This window comes from Sediminibacillus massiliensis (assembly GCF_900156915.1).
Taxonomy (GTDB): domain Bacteria; phylum Bacillota; class Bacilli; order Bacillales; family Amphibacillaceae; genus Sediminibacillus_A; species Sediminibacillus_A massiliensis.
Window position 1 is genome coordinate 3,942,100 of record NZ_LT732535.1, and the last position, 19,322, is coordinate 3,961,421.

General features: G+C 41.0%; 13 protein-coding genes. 12 read left to right on the top strand and 1 reads right to left on the bottom strand.

Going from position 1 to position 19,322, the window contains the following annotated elements; genetic code table 11:
* Positions 1-348: 348 nt before the first annotated feature.
* From CZ434_RS20155 to CZ434_RS20200, 10 genes are all read left to right on the top strand, one after another.
* The gene (locus tag CZ434_RS20155) at positions 349-1,584 is read left to right on the top strand and encodes a flagellin N-terminal helical domain-containing protein (protein ID WP_077624768.1); all 1,236 of its coding nucleotides are present in this window, start codon (positions 349-351) and stop codon (positions 1,582-1,584) included.
* Positions 1,585-1,691: 107 nt separating this feature from the next.
* Positions 1,692-1,892, top strand: coding sequence for a YjfB family protein (locus tag CZ434_RS20160; protein ID WP_077624769.1), 201 nt, complete (start codon positions 1,692-1,694; stop codon positions 1,890-1,892).
* A 149-nt stretch (positions 1,893-2,041) separates the two neighbouring features.
* Positions 2,042-5,119 (top strand): TcaA NTF2-like domain-containing protein, encoded by a 3,078-nt coding sequence (locus CZ434_RS20165; protein ID WP_077624770.1) that lies wholly within the window; start codon positions 2,042-2,044, stop codon positions 5,117-5,119.
* Positions 5,116-7,038 carry a dynamin family protein gene (locus tag CZ434_RS20170; protein ID WP_077624771.1) on the top strand — a complete coding sequence of 641 codons (1,923 nt, stop codon included), beginning with the start codon at positions 5,116-5,118 and terminating at the stop codon, positions 7,036-7,038. Before CZ434_RS20165 ends, CZ434_RS20170 begins: the two co-directional genes overlap by 4 nt.
* Positions 7,035-8,810, top strand: a complete 1,776-nt coding sequence (locus CZ434_RS20175; RefSeq protein WP_077624772.1) for a dynamin family protein — start codon at positions 7,035-7,037, stop codon at positions 8,808-8,810. Before CZ434_RS20170 ends, CZ434_RS20175 begins: the two co-directional genes overlap by 4 nt.
* Before the next feature lie 12 nt (positions 8,811-8,822).
* On the top strand, positions 8,823-9,206 hold the full coding sequence (locus CZ434_RS20180) for a hypothetical protein (RefSeq protein ID WP_077624773.1): 384 nt from the start codon (positions 8,823-8,825) through the stop codon (positions 9,204-9,206).
* Positions 9,207-9,779: 573 nt separating this feature from the next.
* Positions 9,780-10,304, top strand: coding sequence for a hypothetical protein (locus CZ434_RS20185; RefSeq protein WP_077624774.1), 525 nt, complete (start codon positions 9,780-9,782; stop codon positions 10,302-10,304).
* Positions 10,305-10,627: 323 nt separating this feature from the next.
* Positions 10,628-11,677, top strand: coding sequence for a hypothetical protein (locus CZ434_RS22560; RefSeq protein WP_077624775.1), 1,050 nt, complete (start codon positions 10,628-10,630; stop codon positions 11,675-11,677).
* Positions 11,678-11,877: 200 nt separating this feature from the next.
* The gene (locus tag CZ434_RS20195) at positions 11,878-12,261 is read left to right on the top strand and encodes a hypothetical protein (RefSeq protein WP_143262149.1); all 384 of its coding nucleotides are present in this window, start codon (positions 11,878-11,880) and stop codon (positions 12,259-12,261) included.
* Positions 12,262-13,049: 788 nt separating this feature from the next.
* Positions 13,050-14,486 carry a hypothetical protein gene (locus CZ434_RS20200; protein WP_077624777.1) on the top strand — a complete coding sequence of 479 codons (1,437 nt, stop codon included), beginning with the start codon at positions 13,050-13,052 and terminating at the stop codon, positions 14,484-14,486.
* A gap of 259 nt (positions 14,487-14,745) precedes the next feature.
* On the opposite strand, the gene CZ434_RS20205 is transcribed toward CZ434_RS20200, so the two are convergent.
* A complete protein-coding gene (locus tag CZ434_RS20205) occupies positions 14,746-17,460 on the bottom strand; it encodes a P-loop NTPase family protein (protein ID WP_077624778.1) in 2,715 nt (904 codons plus the stop codon).
* A gap of 310 nt (positions 17,461-17,770) precedes the next feature.
* Between CZ434_RS20205 and mnmH the strand changes: the two genes are divergently transcribed.
* Both mnmH and flaG read left to right on the top strand, forming a co-directional pair.
* Complete coding sequence (mnmH, locus tag CZ434_RS20210) at positions 17,771-18,820, top strand: tRNA 2-selenouridine(34) synthase MnmH (RefSeq protein WP_077624779.1); 1,050 nt, start codon at positions 17,771-17,773, stop codon at positions 18,818-18,820.
* Between the two features lie 115 nt (positions 18,821-18,935).
* Entirely contained in the window at positions 18,936-19,322 is a 387-nt protein-coding gene (gene flaG / locus CZ434_RS20215; RefSeq protein WP_077624780.1) for a flagellar protein FlaG, read from the top strand.

Below are 19,322 nucleotides of genomic sequence, written 5' to 3' on the forward strand. Positions count from 1 at the left end.
TTTGATAAGAATGTATGTTCGTATATTAAATTATATCTCAGAAGTGAAATTTACTCAACAAACAATGCAATTTGCATTCCTTAGCTACCTTCACAACTATTCTTAAACCGTTATTAATGACAGGACTGTAATATGTAACGAATGGTATTAATGTCTGTCTCTACCCCAAAAAACTCAAATCTTATCGGAAAAGTTAGGAAGAATACTAGAGTGTAGAAATAATATGCTATTATCTAAAACATTGCGGAAAAGCAAATTCACCGAAAGGAACACACCTTACAGTACAACTTTACATTTATATTTTTCATCCGATAAAAGAAGAGAAAAACAAATTTAGTAGGTGTGAAGATGATTATAAATCATAATATACCAGCGCTTAACAATCTACATAACTTGAATAAAAATTCTAAAAAAGCATCGCAAAGTGTGGAAAAATTATCTTCCGGATTAAGAATAAATAAAGCGGCCGATGATGCTGCAGGTCTAGCGATTTCTGAGAAGATGAGAGCACAGATAAGGGGGATGGATCAGGCTTCACGCAATGTACAGGATGGAATTTCATTAATACAAACAGCTGAAGCCGGCTTGGCTCAAATTACAAATCCTCCAATTCAGAGAATGAGAGAACTGGTTATTCAGGCTGCAAATGATACGCTGACAACAGAAGATAGAAAATACATACAAGAGGAAATAGAGCAGATAAAAAGCTCTATTGATAACATTGCGAAAAATACAAAGTTTAATGATATTCCATTATTATCGGTTCAATCTAATAGTGTGGAAGTTTTAACTAGTAGTAACTCCTTTGGCGGGACAAGAGTAGAAGTTTCCACTTTAATTGGGGCTTCACCAGAAGAAACAGCTGATAATATTATGGAAAATTTCACCAAACTTAAGAACGGTGAAATAGGCAATGATTCAACGCAGGCTATTGCTGAGGAATGGGTTTTGTCTAAACCTGCTGATAACCAAATCAAGCTGGAAAACACCATGGGAGATGGATATTTTTTAGTAAACAATAGTACCGATGGGGATATAACATACTCAGGAAACTGGAGCAACAGCTTTACCATCAATCGAGTTCCTGGTGGATCAGCTCAAGATTATTTTGGAGCTGCTGAAATTGTGGACAATTCAGGCGCAAGTAATATAAGGGATGACTTACTATTTAGCTTCCATTCGCCGGAAAGAAATTCTATACAACTACAAATCGGTGCTAATCAAAGCGATAACCTAAAGGTCGATGTCCACGATGTCAGTACGTTCTCATTAGGGATTGAGGACATTTCTGTTTTAACAAGGGAAGATGCGGAAAATGCGATTACGACAATTGACGATGCCCTTCATAAAGTAACCTCAGAAAGGACACGGTTCGGTTCTATTCAAAATCGATTGGAATACACAAGTGAAAACATTGCAGTTTCTAAGGAAAACTTAACATCTGCAGAATCGCGTATTAGGGATGTGGACGTGGCAAAAGAAATTATGAGGCAGGCAAAGACTTCTATTCTCACTCAGACATCCCAAGCAATGCTGGCTCAGGCAAACCAAAGAACGGAAAGTGTTTTGCAATTATTAAGTTAACCTTCATTTCCACTCTTTTCAAGCCGATATAAACGGCAACTGCATTTGTGTATTCTACCTGACTCAATTGTAGTTTTTCATTACATAGAAAAAAGGGGGAATGATGAATGGATATCGCCGCATTATCTATGGCACTAAGTCAATCGAGTGTTCGCCAGGATGCAAACTTGTCTCTTATGAACAAGGTAATGGACCAGGCAGAACACAAGAGTCAAGGAATGATTGATATGATGCAACACTCAAGTGTGAAAGCCATGCAGCAAGCTGCACAACCACATTTAGGTGCTTCGATTGATATAAAAGGATAAAAAACTAAATGTCTTAACAGAAACCTGCTCTATAAAAAGAGTAGGTTTTTTTACTGTACTTATCCCTATTTTACTAAATAAACTTAACATTCTGACCGATATAATAGGAGAATAGTCACGAGGGAGGGCTTGTCATTTGGAAAGATAATGTGCGAAATACTTTAGAACAATTAGGAATATGGGTGAAAAATACAAATTACAACCCATTCTTATATAAACAAATCAAGGAACAAAGCGATAAATTTGATGAGCCTTTGCAGTTGATGATTGCGGGGGTGTTTGGGGCGGGAAAGTCTACTTTTCTCAATACGTTTATTGGCGAAGAAATATTAAATTCCTCGAAGCGGGCCGAAACAGCGATTATCACGAAGCTGACTTATGGAGAAGAGAAGGAACTGATCGCCCATTATAAGGATGGACGGGAAGCCAAGCTGCCGATGGAATGGCTGTCTTCTCTCACTTCCGACCGCCAAGGCGGCGGTACGGCGTTGAAGCCGTATGTCGACTTGATCGAAATCCGTCTGCCGATTGAGGTTTTGAAATATATACATATGGTCGATTCTCCTGGTGTGAATGCTAAACAGGAGCACAACGATATTTCGGAAGGTTACTTCGATAACATCGACCTTGCCTTTTGGCTTTTGTTTTATGAAAGTCCGATGAATGTGGTCGACAGGGAATTTGTCCATAAATTGAAGCAGCGCCATGTCCCCGTCTTTTCGATTATCAATCATGTCGATGGATTGATGGAGGCAGTCGATGAAGAGGAAGAAGAGGATCTGCAAATTAACCTGCAACGGATCAATCAGCGGGCCCAGGTATTGACCAATAATGCCTTCGAGGACAAGATTATTGGCATTACAGCTTCGAATGCACTTGAGGCGAAACTGAATGGCCATGAGGAAGATTTGGAGCTTAGTAATTGGGAGGCCATCGACAACCTTTTAGACGAAATAAAGGACGATCCATCCTATAAATATAAAAAGCAGTACCATCAATTGAAAGAGCTGCTGCAGGCACTCCATGTTTCGATCGCGGAGCGGGAGAAGTACTTGCCGTTTGAAGAATATGCCCGGTTTGTTGATCAATTTTGCCAGGAAGAGGCCGACACTTTTCATCTTCAATACGAAGAAAAGCGGGCTGCTGTTCATGAAGTAGAGAATTTCTTAAGAGATTGGGAAAAAGTTGGGGGAACTCCAATAAACTCTTTAAGTGATTTGGAAGAATTACTTGCCCAGTTAAGAGAATGCAGTTCCATTTACCCCCACCTTCCGGAAGAGGAAATACAGGAATTTCATCACACCGAACAGCAGATCACAGAATTGATCGGTAAGATTAATGACTGGGAGAAGAACATCGAGGCTTGGCAAGCAAAGAAAACAAACGTTAAGCAGGAGCGGCTTGCCTTAAAAGTGGAATGGAGCAATCTGATCAACCGCAAATTGACAGGGATTCGCCGGATAAAGAAATTCGAAGCAAAAGATGGAGATTTAAGGGAAAAATCCATTCAGCTGCACGAGGAATATGAACGAATCAACCAACAGAAAAAGGATTTATACAACCAGATGCTGTCTTTCGAGGAAAGCTTTTCTTCGTTCCATGAACAGATTGCCAATCTCCTAGTCGATAACTACCAGCTGTTAACAACCGAATTGACAGAGTACCTGTCAGGCTTTCAGAAAAAATATCCTTCTTTATCAGAGGAAACAGTCGAAGATATGCATCGTTTTACCGAGGATATTCAACAACTACTGATGATACTGAACCCCTCTTTTACAATCGATGATCCGGATATTGTCTCCGAAGAAGAATACCAGGCGGCATATGCGGAGTATGACAAGATTGTTTCCATCGGCTGGACAAAAAGGTTCACGGAAGAAAACAAACAAGCATTTCATTTGTTTGCAGAGGCTGTTGCAAGTGTAGGGGAGGATGTTTTCCCGGACACTGTTCCCGGCAATTTGGAGTTGGATGAACAAGCACTCCTTTCCTTGCATGTAGAGGAGCCGACGATGGAAAAGCTTTTTGACACACGGACCCAGCTTTGGAGGCTGAACAGGAACAGGAAACGGGTATTTTCATCCGGAATTGTTGCGGCAGTGTTTATTTTCTTATGGCAGACAAACGTTTTGGCAGGTCTGTTTTCTTCTTTTGAAAAAGAGGATGCACAGGCTGACACGGAAGAACTCTCTACTTATTCAGATGCTCCGGAAGAGGAAGAAACAACCCCGGTGGAAGAAATAGAGGAAGTAGAATCCGGGGCCGAGCCAGTAGAAGAAGAGGAAGCGGAACCTGTTTTTGTTCCGTTTGAGGAAGTTTCAGCCTTTATGGAAAGTTACCGTGATGACTATTTTACTGCTTTGAACGGCAAAGACTTTGACTATGTCTCCCCATATTTGGAATATGGGAGCCAAGCCTATACAGCACTTCAAGATTATGTGGAAAAAGGGCTTCCGGAAGTCTATCATTTCAGCAATCAGGCAATCGAAATAACTTCCACTTCCGAAGTGCTAGAGGGCACATTCCACGTGGAAACCGACGAGACATTTACATATGAAGACGAAAAAGGCGACTTGCTTCATTATCAAAAAGAGAAGACCTATACAATCAGGACAGATGCTGATTCGTTATCCATCATCCAAATCGATACAGACAATACGGAAAAAACATTGGAACAGCTCCGGACGGTAGAGTTGGCTTCAGAGGATCAAGTGAGACGTTTTATGCAGAACTTTATAAGCGAGAAAGAGTACGCGGTCTACAGCGGTTCTGCCAATGCTTTGCAAGAGTATTTTCATCCTTCCGGTTCTGCTTGGGAGGAGATGGAGCAGTACATAGAAGGTGCAGCGATAGCGGGCGATCAACTCGAAATCGTCCAAATGTCCGTTTATTCGATCCAGGAAGAGGATGCCAGGAACTATCTTGCAGACATAGATTTACAGGAGAAAATCTTTTCGATGGACGGGGTGACCCACATATTCGATAAGCAAATGCAATACAGGCTGGCCGTTGATCGGTATGGCAATCTCACCATCCTAGATAAAACAAGGGAAGACGTGTTAAGTGAGGAGGAAATACTTCCGGAAGCACCGGCAGAGAATGAAAACTCGCCCGTTCCTACAGAAGAAGAACAGATGGAAATAGAGGATGCTCCACCTGAGGAGGAAACGCAGGAACAGCTGCCGGAAGAAGAGCAGCCAGTGTCAGATGAAGGAGGAGAAGTATGAGTTTTTCTTTAGAACACTATGTAGAATCATTGCAAGACTTTCAATCACAAACCAAGCGGCTGATGGCTGTATTCCGTGACATTGGAGTCCCAGCGAAAGCGGACAAAGTCGCCAGCTATCGGGAAGAACTGCAAAACGACCAATTCAACATCACAGTCGTGGGTGAATTCGGGCGTGGTAAGTCGATGTTTATCAATGCGTTGCTCGGGAAGAAAATCCTGCCTTCGTCCCCATTGGTGACAACTACCGTGCTGAACCATATTACATATGGAGAGAAAGAAGAAGTTGTTTTGCGATTCGAGGATGAGAACACCCCGGAAAAAGTCATCAGTCTGGAAGAATTCCAGCAGATCGTGGCTCCGTTGGAAGTGATGGAGGAAGATAAGCAGGGGCAGAAAGAGTATGACGAGGCCGTTAACTATATAGAAAGCATCGCCTATGCTGAAGTGCGTTACCCGATTGACTTTTGCAAGGATGGTGTCCGGATCATCGACACGCCTGGTTTGAACGATGGGAACGCGACACGTGACCGGCTTGCATCCGAAATTATCCCACGTTCGGATGTGGCCATTTTGTTGTTGACGGCAAAGTCTCCATTATCTGCTTCGGAAATGACCATGCTCAAAGACCGCCTCTTGAAAAATGATATTCAAAAGGTATTTCTCGTGGCCAATTTCAAAGATGCCATCCGTACGGAACAGGATGAAAGGGAAGTAATCGAATACATAAGGGAAAATCTGCAGGGGATCATCGATGAACCAAAAATCTTTCTCGTATCGGCCAAGCAGGGTCTGACTGCCAGAAGGCTTCTTAACGGCGAAAAGCTCCGGGTGAGAAAGTCGGTGCCGATAGAAGAAACGGGAGTACCGGAATTCGAGCAATCCTTGGCCGACTTCCTGCAGTATGAACGGGCACAAGTGAAAATGAAACGACCGGTCCATAAGACATTGCGCCTTATCGACGACACGATCGAACAAGAAATTAACATTGCTAGAAGGTCATTGGAATTGGAGAAGGTCGGTCTCGAAGCTAAAATCACCCAAATACAGACGCAACTGAAGTCGTTTAAAGAAAACAGCGAAAAATCGTTGAGTGATATAAGCGGCAAGCTGAAAATCAAAGAAAAAGAATTGATGCGGTGGTATAAGGACGAGCTAGTGAAAATCAAACAAGCAGGAATGCATGAATTTGATCGGCATACTTTCATCGACGAGACGACCATTACCGGGGAGGTAGAGGAAGCGATGGCTCCGTTGGAACGTCGATTGCATGAACAGAAAGTAGAAAAAATGCAAAACACGGCCAAAGAAGTAATCGAAAGCGGAAGTAAAAACACCAACCAGCAATGGCTACAGATCGATACTCAATTTAATCAATTAATTGAAACGGGCGATGACACCCGAGTGACGATCAACTCCATGCCGGCACAACCTGATTATGACATTTTTGATGATATATATGCAGAATTGGATGTTGCCTGGAGCAAGAGTACGAGCCTTCTCGGTAAAGCGGTCATCGGTGTCGGCTATATGGTGAACACGGTCGCATCAGGTATTACTTCCTTTTTTAAAAGTTTGTTTGGAATATCGGAAAACGAAAAGCGCAGAAAGTTGAGAAGCCAGTTGTCCAACCAATTGGAATCCAATCGAAAAAATAAAGCAAGCGCGTTCAAAAAAGAGTGGCAAGCTGTCGTAAAAGGGATCGAATCCAACTACCGGAAGACGGTAGAGCAAATGGTCCGGGAAAAAGCACAACAACTCGCTTTATTGACTAAAAATGCGCAAATGGAAAAAAGCGAAGTGGAAAACAGGCTGGCTGAAATCAGGGAGCAAGAACGCTCATTGCAACAGATCCAGCAAGAGCTCCAGCAGCTGGTCGAGAGGATGAACATTCGGAATGAAAAGGAAGTGTTCGGATGAGTGAAGCGACAAAGGTCTCATTGTATAAAGATATCCAGGCAGCCCTGGCAGAATGGGGGGAAATTGCACCTGCCAGTCCCCAACTGGAGAAGCTGGAAGAATTGAAACAGGATATAGAAGCGGATTATTTTACTTTGGTCACCGTAGGGGAGTTCAAAAACGGAAAGTCCACCTTTTTGAATGCCTTGTTGGAAGAAGAGCTGCTTCCGGTTAATGTCACCCCGACAACGGCTGCCATCCATATGCTTTATCAGGGGACAAACAGGCAAATGGAAGTCGTGAAAGCGGACGGAGAAAAAGAATATCTTCCATTGGTAAGCAAGTCTTTGGAGAAATTCACAGCCCAGGCAGAATTTGACCCTGATACGGTCAAATATATTAAAGTACCCCACCCCTCGAGGATGCTGGGTAACCGGGTCGTGCTGGTCGACACTCCCGGAGTGAATGATTTGAACACGCACCGTGTCGCCGTGACCCACCAATTCATCCCCCGTGCTGACGGCATTTTGTTTTTGGTAGATATCACGGCTCCTTTTCGAAAAAGTGAAATGGAATTTCTCGAGGATTATCTCCTGCACAACGGCATCGAAAATATTTTGTTCATTGCCAACTTTATCGACCTTCTTGACGATGAAGATGCGATAGATGAAGTGCTTGAATTTGCCAATAGAAGACTGTCCAAAGTCACCGGTCGTAAACAACACAACATCCTGCCATTGTCGGCCTTGGAAGCGTTGGAAGGAACACTCCAAAATGATGAGGAAACCTATGAGTTGTCAGGCATGGAGCAGATAAGACAGTCTGTCGAGGAACTGATTCTAAACGGAACAAAGCAACAGGAAAAGGTCGACAGATATCAGTATCGTTTCCAATTGTTGAAGAACGAAATGAATCGTGAAATAGAACAAGAGAAAACTTTTGCCAGCCAGACAGTGGACAAGCTCCAAGCAGAAAAACGCCAATTACAGCAGTTAACCGAAGGCAAAGAGGATTGGAATAACCAACTGCATGATTATATTGACGAACGGACAGCTGAAATAAACTTCATGATTATCAAGTCAATGGATCACTTTGAACAACAACTCAAAACCGAATTAGCTGAAGCGATTGACTATCATACAGGGGACAATATCAAAACGTTTGTGGAAAGAGACCTGTCGAGAAAAATCAAAAATGAACTGACAAAATGGGTAGATCACCACAGCCAGTCAATCTATACGTTGTTTCGAATGCTGGAAGTGGAAATTTCAAAAGGGCTGACAGCCACTTTTCAACAGAACTCCGAACTGCAAACAGTGAAAGATTCCGTAACTTTTTCAGCGGCAATCGATATGGATTCACCTGATTCTTCCAACACTGCGATTACTTCAGGTGCCCTCTTAGGGGGAGCAAGTGCATTGGCGTTGGCCCTGGGAGCCGGGGTGTTGTTCCCAATCGTCGCTTTTGTCGGACAACCATGGTTGAGCAACAAACTGAAGGAACGAAAGTGGGAAAAGGTAAAACCAACTATTATCGAGGAAACAGACAATCATGTTTCCATGATCTTTATCGATTTCCGCCAACATATGAATGCCTACGTGCAGGAAACGATCAGAAAGATTCAACAAGGTTCGTCCGAAGAATTCAACCGGATGGTCTCCCACTATGAAACTTCCATTGATCAGAAGATAAAGGCAAAGCAGCAATCCGAGCGCGACCAAGCGGAGCGTTTAGACAGATTGGTGCAATTTCAAGAGAAATGGATGCAAAGCAAGGAAATCCAACCAGTATAAGGAGAGGATAATATGAGCGAATTTTATACCGACCAGCCGATTGATGTCGGAGATGTGTTCGACTCCGACTTAAACCAGGATCATAGTTTTCAAGACAACTATCAGGAAGTGCCGCATTTGGATATCAACTCTTTCTCCAGACAGGATATTTTCAATGCGGACGACCCGCTGAAACATGCGCACAATTACAAGTGTCCGGAGCTGAAAATGGATGTAGGGAATATCCATTCTGTTGATCCCCATTATGTAGATGGGTACACAAGGGCGGATGGAACCTATGTGGATGGATATTATCGCGATGGGGATGGAAATACGGATGTTAATCGTACGAAAGAAGAGGGCGGGGGTTATTATCGGAGTGATCCTGATGGGGTGAGTGGTAATAATCTTGGGTGAGTAGAGAGAATGATAGTGAGAGAGGAGGCTGTGTGAATTTGTTACAGCCTCTTTTTTTGTGGGCGAGCGAATCAGATTCAAGTTATCTTTGGGTATTAAGTGAGCCTAAAATGCTTTAAGAAATCTGTTTTTATTGGATGCATTATATATAAATGATCAATCTGTAGACTAAAATGAATACCAGATGGGTATTCATAGACTAAGTGTGGTACCGATCAGCAACTGTTTTGGGGATTAAAGATTGAGTATTCACTTTCAATATCATATCTTGATACAAGCAAGGCAACGAAAAAGCCTGTGAAGCAAAAAATGGTTCATTTGGTTGACGATTTCCGCCATTTCAGTAATAGAGATTATTAAATAAAACTACTAAACGGCTAGAAACTAACTACCTATACCATCAAGCGAAAAAACAATAAGTATCAAAAATACAAAATAAGAATGAAAGTGTTATTCTAGAGTTAACTAAATTTAATGGTGATAGACATAAAAAGTTAAAAACTTTCAGAAAATATTGAAGATTTTCATGATAGGTAATATAATTAATCTATTAGTATAGATTGGAGAAAAGCAATGAGCGAGCCTGAAAAAAACAGTAGAAATGAGAGTTCTTGTGAAACGATTTTAGATACTGCAAAAACCATTTACAACGAAGAATCTGAGCGTTTCAAACAAGCAGAAAATAAAACAAATATTGCAATTGCATTTGTAGGTATTTTGTTTGGTATTTACCTAACTTATCTGAGTTCATTTGAGCCTACTACTGAAGAAGATGCTTATCTAATTTATACCTTCTTGTTCAAATTTTTAATTTTTATATTACTTTCACTTAGTATAATTCAATTATTGAAAGCAATTGGAACTGGAAAATACGATCAGGTTTCGTTAGAGGCGATTGTAGAGGATGACCTTAGTCGAGAAGATGCAAGTTGGGTAAAGTTGCAGATCGCTGCAACATACAAGGATGCAATTGATTTAAATAAGAAGTTAGTAGAGCGGAAAATGGAGATTTACAGCATAGGATTAACTCTTGTTTTGTGGGGATTTATACTTTTTGCTATTCACTTTATAGTAGAGGAGGTCATAAAAATTGTCTAACGATAGGAAACCGCATGTTTTCAATGAATCTACTTCAAAAATTCCGGGCCTTGGAACCAGTAAGGTGACAAAAGATAAGTTCAGTGAAAGTAATGGAAATAAGCAGTCAAGCAAAAGTAAACCCAAAAGACCCTAGTGTTTCAATTCAATTAAAAGGGCTGGGATATAACTAGTCAAAAGACAACCTAAGAATAGACAGCAAAAGGCAGTTCCAATAACAGAATAATGGAACTGTCTTTTTATTGGCAATTATAAGAACGTTTGTTTCCGAAGGGTGTTCGTATAATATAAGTGATGAAATTGAGCTTAGGAGGTCGGACAATTTGTCGTTCATTGAAACGTATAGAGGAACAATTAAAAGGAAAAAGGGAGAGTTAAGCAAACTTAGGACTTCTAAAGCTGCCGAGGTAGGAAAAATACCGTCACATAAGAAAAAAATACTTTCAGCCCAAGCAACTATCAGTAGAACAAAGTCGGCTGTTAGCATGACTTCTAAATATAAAGAAATTGAACGTGAAGAGAAAAAACTAGCTGGTATTGATAAAAAGATTGCTGAGTTTGATAAAAAGATAGCAAAAATTGAAGGTGACATAATCTCTGAAGAAAAAAAGCTAGATCGAGAGGTTGAACGTGAGCAAAAGAAAAGAAATGCTGCAGAAAAGAAGAGACTAGCTAATAACGAAAAACGCATGAAGGAGGTTAGTAGTATGCTGGATAAGCATGGTAAAATACACCAAGAAACAAATAGGACATTGGAAGAATTAAAAAAGTTACCAGATAAAATTACTGTCCTATTTATGGCTTCTAATCCTTTAGATGCACCAAAATTAAGATTGGACGAAGAGGCTAGAGACATTCAAGGGATGATTAGAAAATCAGAAAATAGAGATTCTGTATCATTTGAAACTAGATGGGCTACTAGAGCTTTGGACGTAATACAAACTATTAATGAGGAAAATCCCACAATCATTCACTTTAGTGGGCATGGATCGGAGGATGATGAAATTGTTTTCCAAGACAATCAAGGGAATGCTAAACTTGTCTCCAAGGAGGCAATAGTCCAAACAATGATGAGTACATCGGATGAAATTAAATTGGTCTTTTTTAACACCTGTTTTTCATATGGACAAGCACAGGCGATGGTACAACATGTGGACGCAGCTATTGGGATGACGACCACAATAGGTGATGAAGCCGCCAGGGTCTTTGCTGCTCATTTTTATGCTGCCATTGGCTTTGGACTTTCGGTGAAGAGGGCTTTCGAACAAGGAAAAGCTGCTCTAATGCTCGAAGGTATTCCAGAAGAAAATACACCAGGATTATACGTGAAAAAGGGACTTAATCCAAATGAACTAATTATAGTAAAACCTTAATTTCTTTAATTGATTTTTGAATTTTTCGCTGTTAGAGAGGTAGAAGGTTCTATTCTCCTTCCTTGTTTTTTCCTGCTTAAATTACCACGCAGAACATTATCATAAAGAAAATATTAAATAGTTTATCATCTTGAGGATTGAGTGCCTGTCACCACCTTAATAAATTGATTCTTCTTCAACCGCACATAACTAAAATGATAATGAGCGAACTTTATAACAATCAGCCGATTGATGCAGGAGATGTGTTCGACTCCGACTTAAACCAGAATCATAGTTTTCAAGACAACTATCAGGAAGTTCCGCATCTGGATATCAACTCTTTCTCCAGACAGGACATTTTCAATGCAGGCGATCCGTTGAAGCATGCACACAGTTACAAGTGCCCGGAGCTGAAATTGGATGTAGGGAATATCCATTCTGTTGATCCCCATTATGTAGATGGGTACACAAGGGCGGACGGCACTTATGTGGATGGTTACTATCGCGATGGTGATGGAAATACGGATATAGATCGAACGAAAGAAGAAGGTGGGGGTTATTATCGGAGTGATCCTGATGGGGTGAGTGGTAATAATCTTGGGTGAGTTGAGAGAATGATAGTGAAAGAGGAGGCTGTGTGAGTATGTTACAGCCTCTTTTTTTGTGGGCGCTGTGAAAAATCCTATTTATACCAAATGTATTTAATTTACTTGACCAATTTGTAGACCAAGTGGTGTACCAATCTGCACCTGTATTAGAGATTGTGGACCGGTTGGAAGTGGAAAGGTTTACCGTACTTAAAAGAGATGAAGAAGAAAGAGGATATAAAAGAGAAAAGGAAAGGCGCGTGGTAAAAATTTTTAGACGAACTTAGCTTAGAAAATTTTACCCAATCCTCCATGATCAATAAAATAATCTCTTGATTTTTCCGAACGCAACACCTAATTGCGAGCATGAGACGATTATGGTTATAAGAACGGAAGCAAACGAGCTCGTGCTGATTAGGAGGGGCTGAGAATGTCGGTGAGGTAATCAGGGGTGTTTTATAACTGTTTTATTATTTATAGGGCAGATTATGGAGTAACACGTATATTTGTATCAGTCTTTATAACATATTGTCTAGTATAAGCTTTTACTTCAATGACTTGTGAGAAAGAGTATTTTTCAGTTTGAGTGGAAGATCAATTGGATAATTATGTTAAATATGATATGGTAAAATATTGTAATATACGAAGAGTATGTTATTAATATAAAAAGTTTTAATAAGTAATTAAATTTACATACAACCGCTAGGACAAAATCGGTGTCTATTTTATAGTCGGAGAAGCTCATAAAAGGTTGACGAAAAGCTAGGTCTAAAACTTTAGATGAAACTGCCATTAGGGGGATTTAAATGAATAAAAACGAAATAATCAATTACTTAAAATCTAACATACCTGACTACTCAGTTAAAGCTAATTTAAATAAACATATTCTGCAATATTCGGTACATGTACATCCGTTTATCACAAACGGAAATCTACATCCTTTTATAATAAATCTAGTAAACGCATTAGATAAAATAGAACAGGCTCTTCCAGACAAGAGTTATGCAAAAACTACTATAGAAAGAATAGCTAGTTTTAACAAGGATAACTTTGAGCAAGTTATACAGACTTTTGCTGAAATTACTATTTTAAAAAGGTTAGTTACTGTTGCAACGCCACCCAATACTATTACATTGGACCCTACGGCAAAAAAAGGTGGTAAAAATCCCGAGTACAGAGGCCGAGTAAAAGACATATATTTTGCTATAGAGGTTAAAACTGCAAGTTTATTTAAATTTAATATCGAACGGCAAACTGGTTTACAAATTACGAGTAGGTTTGATGATGAAGACCTAGATATACTTATTCAAAGTGGAAAAACAGTTAATTCTCGAGCATTAAAAGTGAAGGATTATTTAGTTAGTGCTGACAAAAAATTTGAGCAATACAAACAAAAAGAAGAATTTAAAGGTGATTTACGCCTTCTCTGTATTTTTTGGGACGACTATATTAATGAACCTCTAAGTGCTCTGGCTAACCCTTATTCCGGCTTGTTAACTGAAAACTCTTTTTATAAAGATTCTCGCTTTGAAAATGTTGATGGTGTAATCGTCATAAGACATTTACATCAATTTTTCAGAATGCTTCAGTATGGTGAAATAGTCAATTATGGACAAGAAGGAGTTTATGATGCTTTTGATTATTCTAACCCAATGGTTGATTCAATATATTTTCCAAATCCAATAGGAAGACAAATTCCATTAGAATACCTTTCGTTATTTCAAGTTAGACATTATTTAGATGTTTTAGACCCTTTGGTGGCAGAATACAATTCTACTGATTTTGTAGATTGGAAGTCAATGACTTCTATTACAGGTGTTAATACATTACCAGAGGAAATCAGAAAAAAGGTTTTATTATATTTCCTTGAAAGACTATCTTCAAGTGTGAAAATTCCTTATAAAGACATAGCTTATTTTGGAAATGTTAATATAGATATAATTTACTCTAGTTTACGAGAATATGGTTATGATGAAGTGACATTTGAAGAGGAATTCTTTGCAGTTATTGAAAACAGTTTAGAATTTAGTGGGGCGGTAGCTCACCACCCAGAAACATTGAGAATAGTAGAAAAGGAAGAACAGAGGCGCTCATATAATGATGAGGTTTGTATGAATGCTTTCAGAAGAAATTGTCAAACACCTAAAGAAGAAGATTGCCCATGTGGATCCAGAGAGTCATTTGAATCTTGTTGTTTGGAAAAATTAAAGTATTATGAATATACTCATTATTACAATTTGTAAAATCAAGAGTATTCACTATATCATGTAAGAAAGGTTATTCAGTAGAAGTTAAAGCAAAAGGGCGAACATATCTTTTTATTAAAAAGATATTTTTCTTAAGTTTAAAAAAACTATCATTCCCCCCTTCAGGATATGAATCTAAAAAATTATAGATAATTTTTTTGCAATCAGGCAGTTTAACGGAACATAACATTTCTATAAAAAACTCAAACCCGAAAAAGGCTGCCCCACCGGCAGCCTTCTTCTTTTATCCTTCACCCTACTGATACTCATGAATCCGTTCCTCAAACTTCTCCATCCACTCATACTGACGATGCCTCAACTCAAACAACTTCAGCGGATCAAGCTGTGTCTCAGGATGTTCCCTCATTTCATTCAGGGCGTTTCTATTCTTTTCGATGTCCTCCAGTGCCTCTTCCAACGTTCTCTCCAGCTCTTCATTAGGATTTTTGAAAAACATGCTGATGTCGCGTTCCAGATACTTTTCAAACAACTCAAACTGCTGCATGAACTGATCCGTAATGGATTGGGTTACGGCGCTGTAGTCTTTGTTTTCGATGAACTGCTTGTACTTACTATGAATCATGTCGTTTTGCGAGAACGCGCCGAACAGTCTGCCGGCACTTTTCCATAGGAACTGGGTCGGATCCGAATTGGTGATGATGTTGACTTTTTCGGGTTGTGCGCTTCCTCTTGTCATCCGGTCGACATCCCGGCGCCAGTCGTTCAGTACTTTGAAGTCGCAGTCCAGGGTGATTTTTTCTTCGCCATATAGCTGATTGAAGCTTTCGCTGATGTCATGCAGGTATGCCTGGCTGTCGTTGAACTGGCCTTCGCAGCTGACGATCCATCCTTGGATGGCTGTGCGGAAGTTCGGCAGGGCCGTGTCTTCCAGGTAATCGGCGATGCGCTTGTTCATTTCTTCATTCAACTCGATATGGATTTTGTTGAAATCACTTTTTTCGTTGACCAATTTGGAACAGTTCTTCAACAGTTCCGGTATTTTTTTGTTCAGTTCTTTCCGCAAGTCGTCTGTAATCGCTTTGTAGGATTTTTTGACGACGCGGGCTTTTTCTTCCTCCATGTCGCTTAACTGGTGTTGGGCGCCTTTCAGTTTTACGACAATTTCATCGTTCCATTTGATGTTCTCGACATAGGAATCTTCCATTTCTGTACGGCGGTCGCGCAGTGTCTGGATCGCTTTGTTGACGAAATATAGGAGGTTGATTGCGCGTATCTTTTCCTGGTTTTCGTCTCCGATAATCGTCCAGATCATTTCGGACGCTTCAGCCAGGCGGTTTTTCCGGTCATTGACGCGGAAAGAAAACACATTGGCATTAGGGAAATAGGAATAAATTCGTTCGGTTGTCGTTTTGAACATTTCCGCTTCTTGCTGATAATCGGCTGCCCAGTCCATTTGGCATAACAGGAAATGGATTGGCAGGTCTGGTGCCTGTTCTTTGATTTTGACCGCTTTGTCCAGCTCTTCGAAGGTGAGATGGGAATCGGCGTTCATCACGAACAGCAGTCCATCCGCTAGATGTGCGTGTCGTCCTGCAACCGGAAGCGGGCTGTGAATCAAACCGAGCTTATGATCCTGCAAGAACGAAACAGGTCTTCTGCACTTGATGAAGTTGTCCCTGATCCGGACAGCCTGCCGGTAAGCCTCGGAGTCGGAAACACTGCTTTGTTGATTGTTTGATACAACTTGGATTTCCGCTTCTTCTGCGTCTTTGAAAAGAATCGTCGCAGAAGTGCTGTCCTCGACGAGCCGCTCATTTAATAGAGTATTGAGAAATGTCGTTTTTCCGGCAGTTTCCGGTCCTGCCACCATCAAGTTGTAGGCTTGGACATCGAGCAATTCCCGGACCATTGCCTGGAATTGTTCCCCGAATGAAAAGCCTTCATATTCCGCCCAGTTCAGGAGCGATGTTAACAACTTGCTTCCATCTTCCACACCATTGTGATTGCGGCCCGATTTTTTGAGCAGATTTTCGGCCTTGCTAACGACTTCTTCGTCGATGGCAGATGGGAACAGCTCGTTCCAAGCCAGAACTGCTGCTGATGAAACGAGCGGGTCGGAAGTAGCTGACACCTTCAGCCAATTGGTCAGATGATTCGGAATCAAATAAGAGAAATCCTCGATCAGCATTTCCCGGTTCGTCAATTCCAAATACGTTTCTTCATATAAAAGGGGAAGGTCCCGCCACACATAAGAGTCTTCCGGTTTCAAGACGAGAAACAGCTTGTTGTACTCCTCAAGCCATGTGAAATACATGTCGGTGTGTTTATAACTGTTCCAAAGTGCCGCCGAGAGGCTTTCGAAACGGGCCTGGTTCAGACTGAATAAACGAACCAAAGCCTGCTTGAAGTAATTCGGCTGTTTGCCAGTCGTATGGCCTGCTTCGACATAGGACTCGACCACCTTGAACCATGACAGCGACTCGGTCCGGATCGCTTCGTTGATAGCGAGTGCCACGGCATTGTCCCAGTCGTGCTGTTTTTCGAAAAAGGATCTCGCCATATCGGTCACATCCGGGTAATCCGGATTGAGATCGACCGCTTTTTTGATCGATTCTACCGCAAGCTCCAGCTTGTCGCGTTGTATGTACAAGGAGAACAGCTGCAGAAGCACTTCCGTTTTCAATACATCCGAGTCGGTTTCGACTTCCTTATAGTAATCCTCGGCGATGGCGAGTAAGTCGATTTCAAGATGGGCATCGGCGATATTTTTGGTAGCCCACGGCTTCAATTCATCGGAAACATTTTCCCATTTGAAAATCGCCGCTTCATAGTCTTTGTTTTGGAAATAGATTTCTCCCTGTGCAAACCGGATTGACGATAATTCGGGCATTTCCTGTTTCTGTTCTTCGCTGTACAGCTCGCCCAAGACCTGGATTGGCTGGGCGTTTGTATTCTCTTCCATCAATGTTTCGTAATAGGTTTTGTTGATCAGTTGCTTTTCTACTGTCATCTAGATCCCCCGCAGTGCTTATTTAAAAGCGTGAATTCAGATTACGACAACGTCCTTCTAACAACGAAGGAAGTCACATGCTAAAAAATCGCATAGTACGCCATTATTCTTTTACTATCCTTATATGGTAACAAAAAATCCTGCATTGCAATGTTTCAATTCGCTAAGTTTTTTGTTACAGTCTTGTATCTTATACGAGAATTTTATCAATCTTTCTGCCGATTTACTACCCGGCATGACAGTGATAAAATAGTAATATTAAGCTGATAGATTTTATCGGCAATTTTAAAAAAGTTGGAGATGTAAAAAAATGTTTCAAGATATCCATCTAGATGAAGTATTAGCCTTACATCAGAAACAACAAATCAAGCTGATCGATGTCAGGTCGCCGTCCGAGTTTCGTGATTGGACCATCCCCGGGAGTATCAACATTCCTGTTTTCAATGACGAGGAAAGGGCGGAGGTAGGCACGATTTACAAACAGGAAAGTACCGAAGCTGCCAAAAAACGCGGGCTCGAAATCATGTCGGCGAAGCTTCCGCAGTTTATCGAAAAGTTCAAAGAAGTCGAAGGTCCGAAAGCCGTGTTCTGCTGGCGCGGGGGTATGCGCAGTAAAACGGCTGCCACCGTGGTCGATTTGATGGGGATGTCTGTATCCCGTCTGGTTGGCGGAATCAGAACATACCGCAGCTGGGTGGTCGACACATTGAACAGTTATCATATACAGCCAGAGTCGATTGCTTTGAACGGTTATACCGGATCGGGCAAAACCATCATTTTACACGAATTGAGGAAAAAAGGGTATCCGGTCATCGATTTGGAAGGCATGGCCCAGCACAGGGGATCTGTGTTCGGACAAATCGGCCTGACGCCGAACAACCAGAAAAAATTTGATTCCCTGCTTCTCGAGCAGTTGATTCACTATCAATCCGCTCCCTATATTTTGTTCGAAGCAGAAAGCAAACGGATCGGCAAAGTGGCCCTTCCCGATTTTTTGTCCGAGAAAAAATCGAACGGCATCCAGATTTTTATCGATATGCCGGTGGAAGAGCGGGTCAAAATCATTCTCGAAGATTATGAGCCATGGAAACACCATCAGGAAAATTTGAATGCATTTGACCATATTAAAAAACGGATCCATACCCCGATAGCAAAAGAAATCGAAACAGCACTCCATTCGGAAGACTATGCGACCGCTGTCAGGCTTTTGCTGGAATATTATTATGATCCGCGCTATGATCATACCCGGAAACAATATGCAGATGAAAAAACCCGTTACATCAAAGTGGATAACATAGAAGATGCGATTGCTTCGATGGAAGAATTGCTGGCACAAATGAACATGCCGATCCATGCTTGACAAGAGAGGCCGGTCCGCCGGTCTCTTTTTCATATTTTTTTAAGAAAAAACTTAAAATCCCGCCAGACAGAGCCGATATAAAAAGAAAATACATATAAAGGAGTTGGCTTTTGTAATGAATGTTGGGAGAATCATATCTGGATCCCAACTACTGCAAAAGGCTGAACACATCGAGTATCCTACATCTGCAGAAGACAGATCCATTACTGAAATCAAACAAATCGAATCCAATGATACTAGCAATCGCGAAGATGGATTAAATGAAGACAGAGAGTCGGATAAACAAAGAGTGAAAGATATGGTCGAGGCGTTGAACGAATTCATCGGACCGAGCCGATCATCACTTAAATTCGAATATCATGAGAAATTGGAAAAATATTATGCCACGATCATTGATACGGAATCAAATGAAGTCATCAAGGAAATTCCACCCAAAAAGCTGCTGGACATGTATGCGTCGATGGCTGAAATGATGGGTTTCATCGTGGATGAGAAGATATAG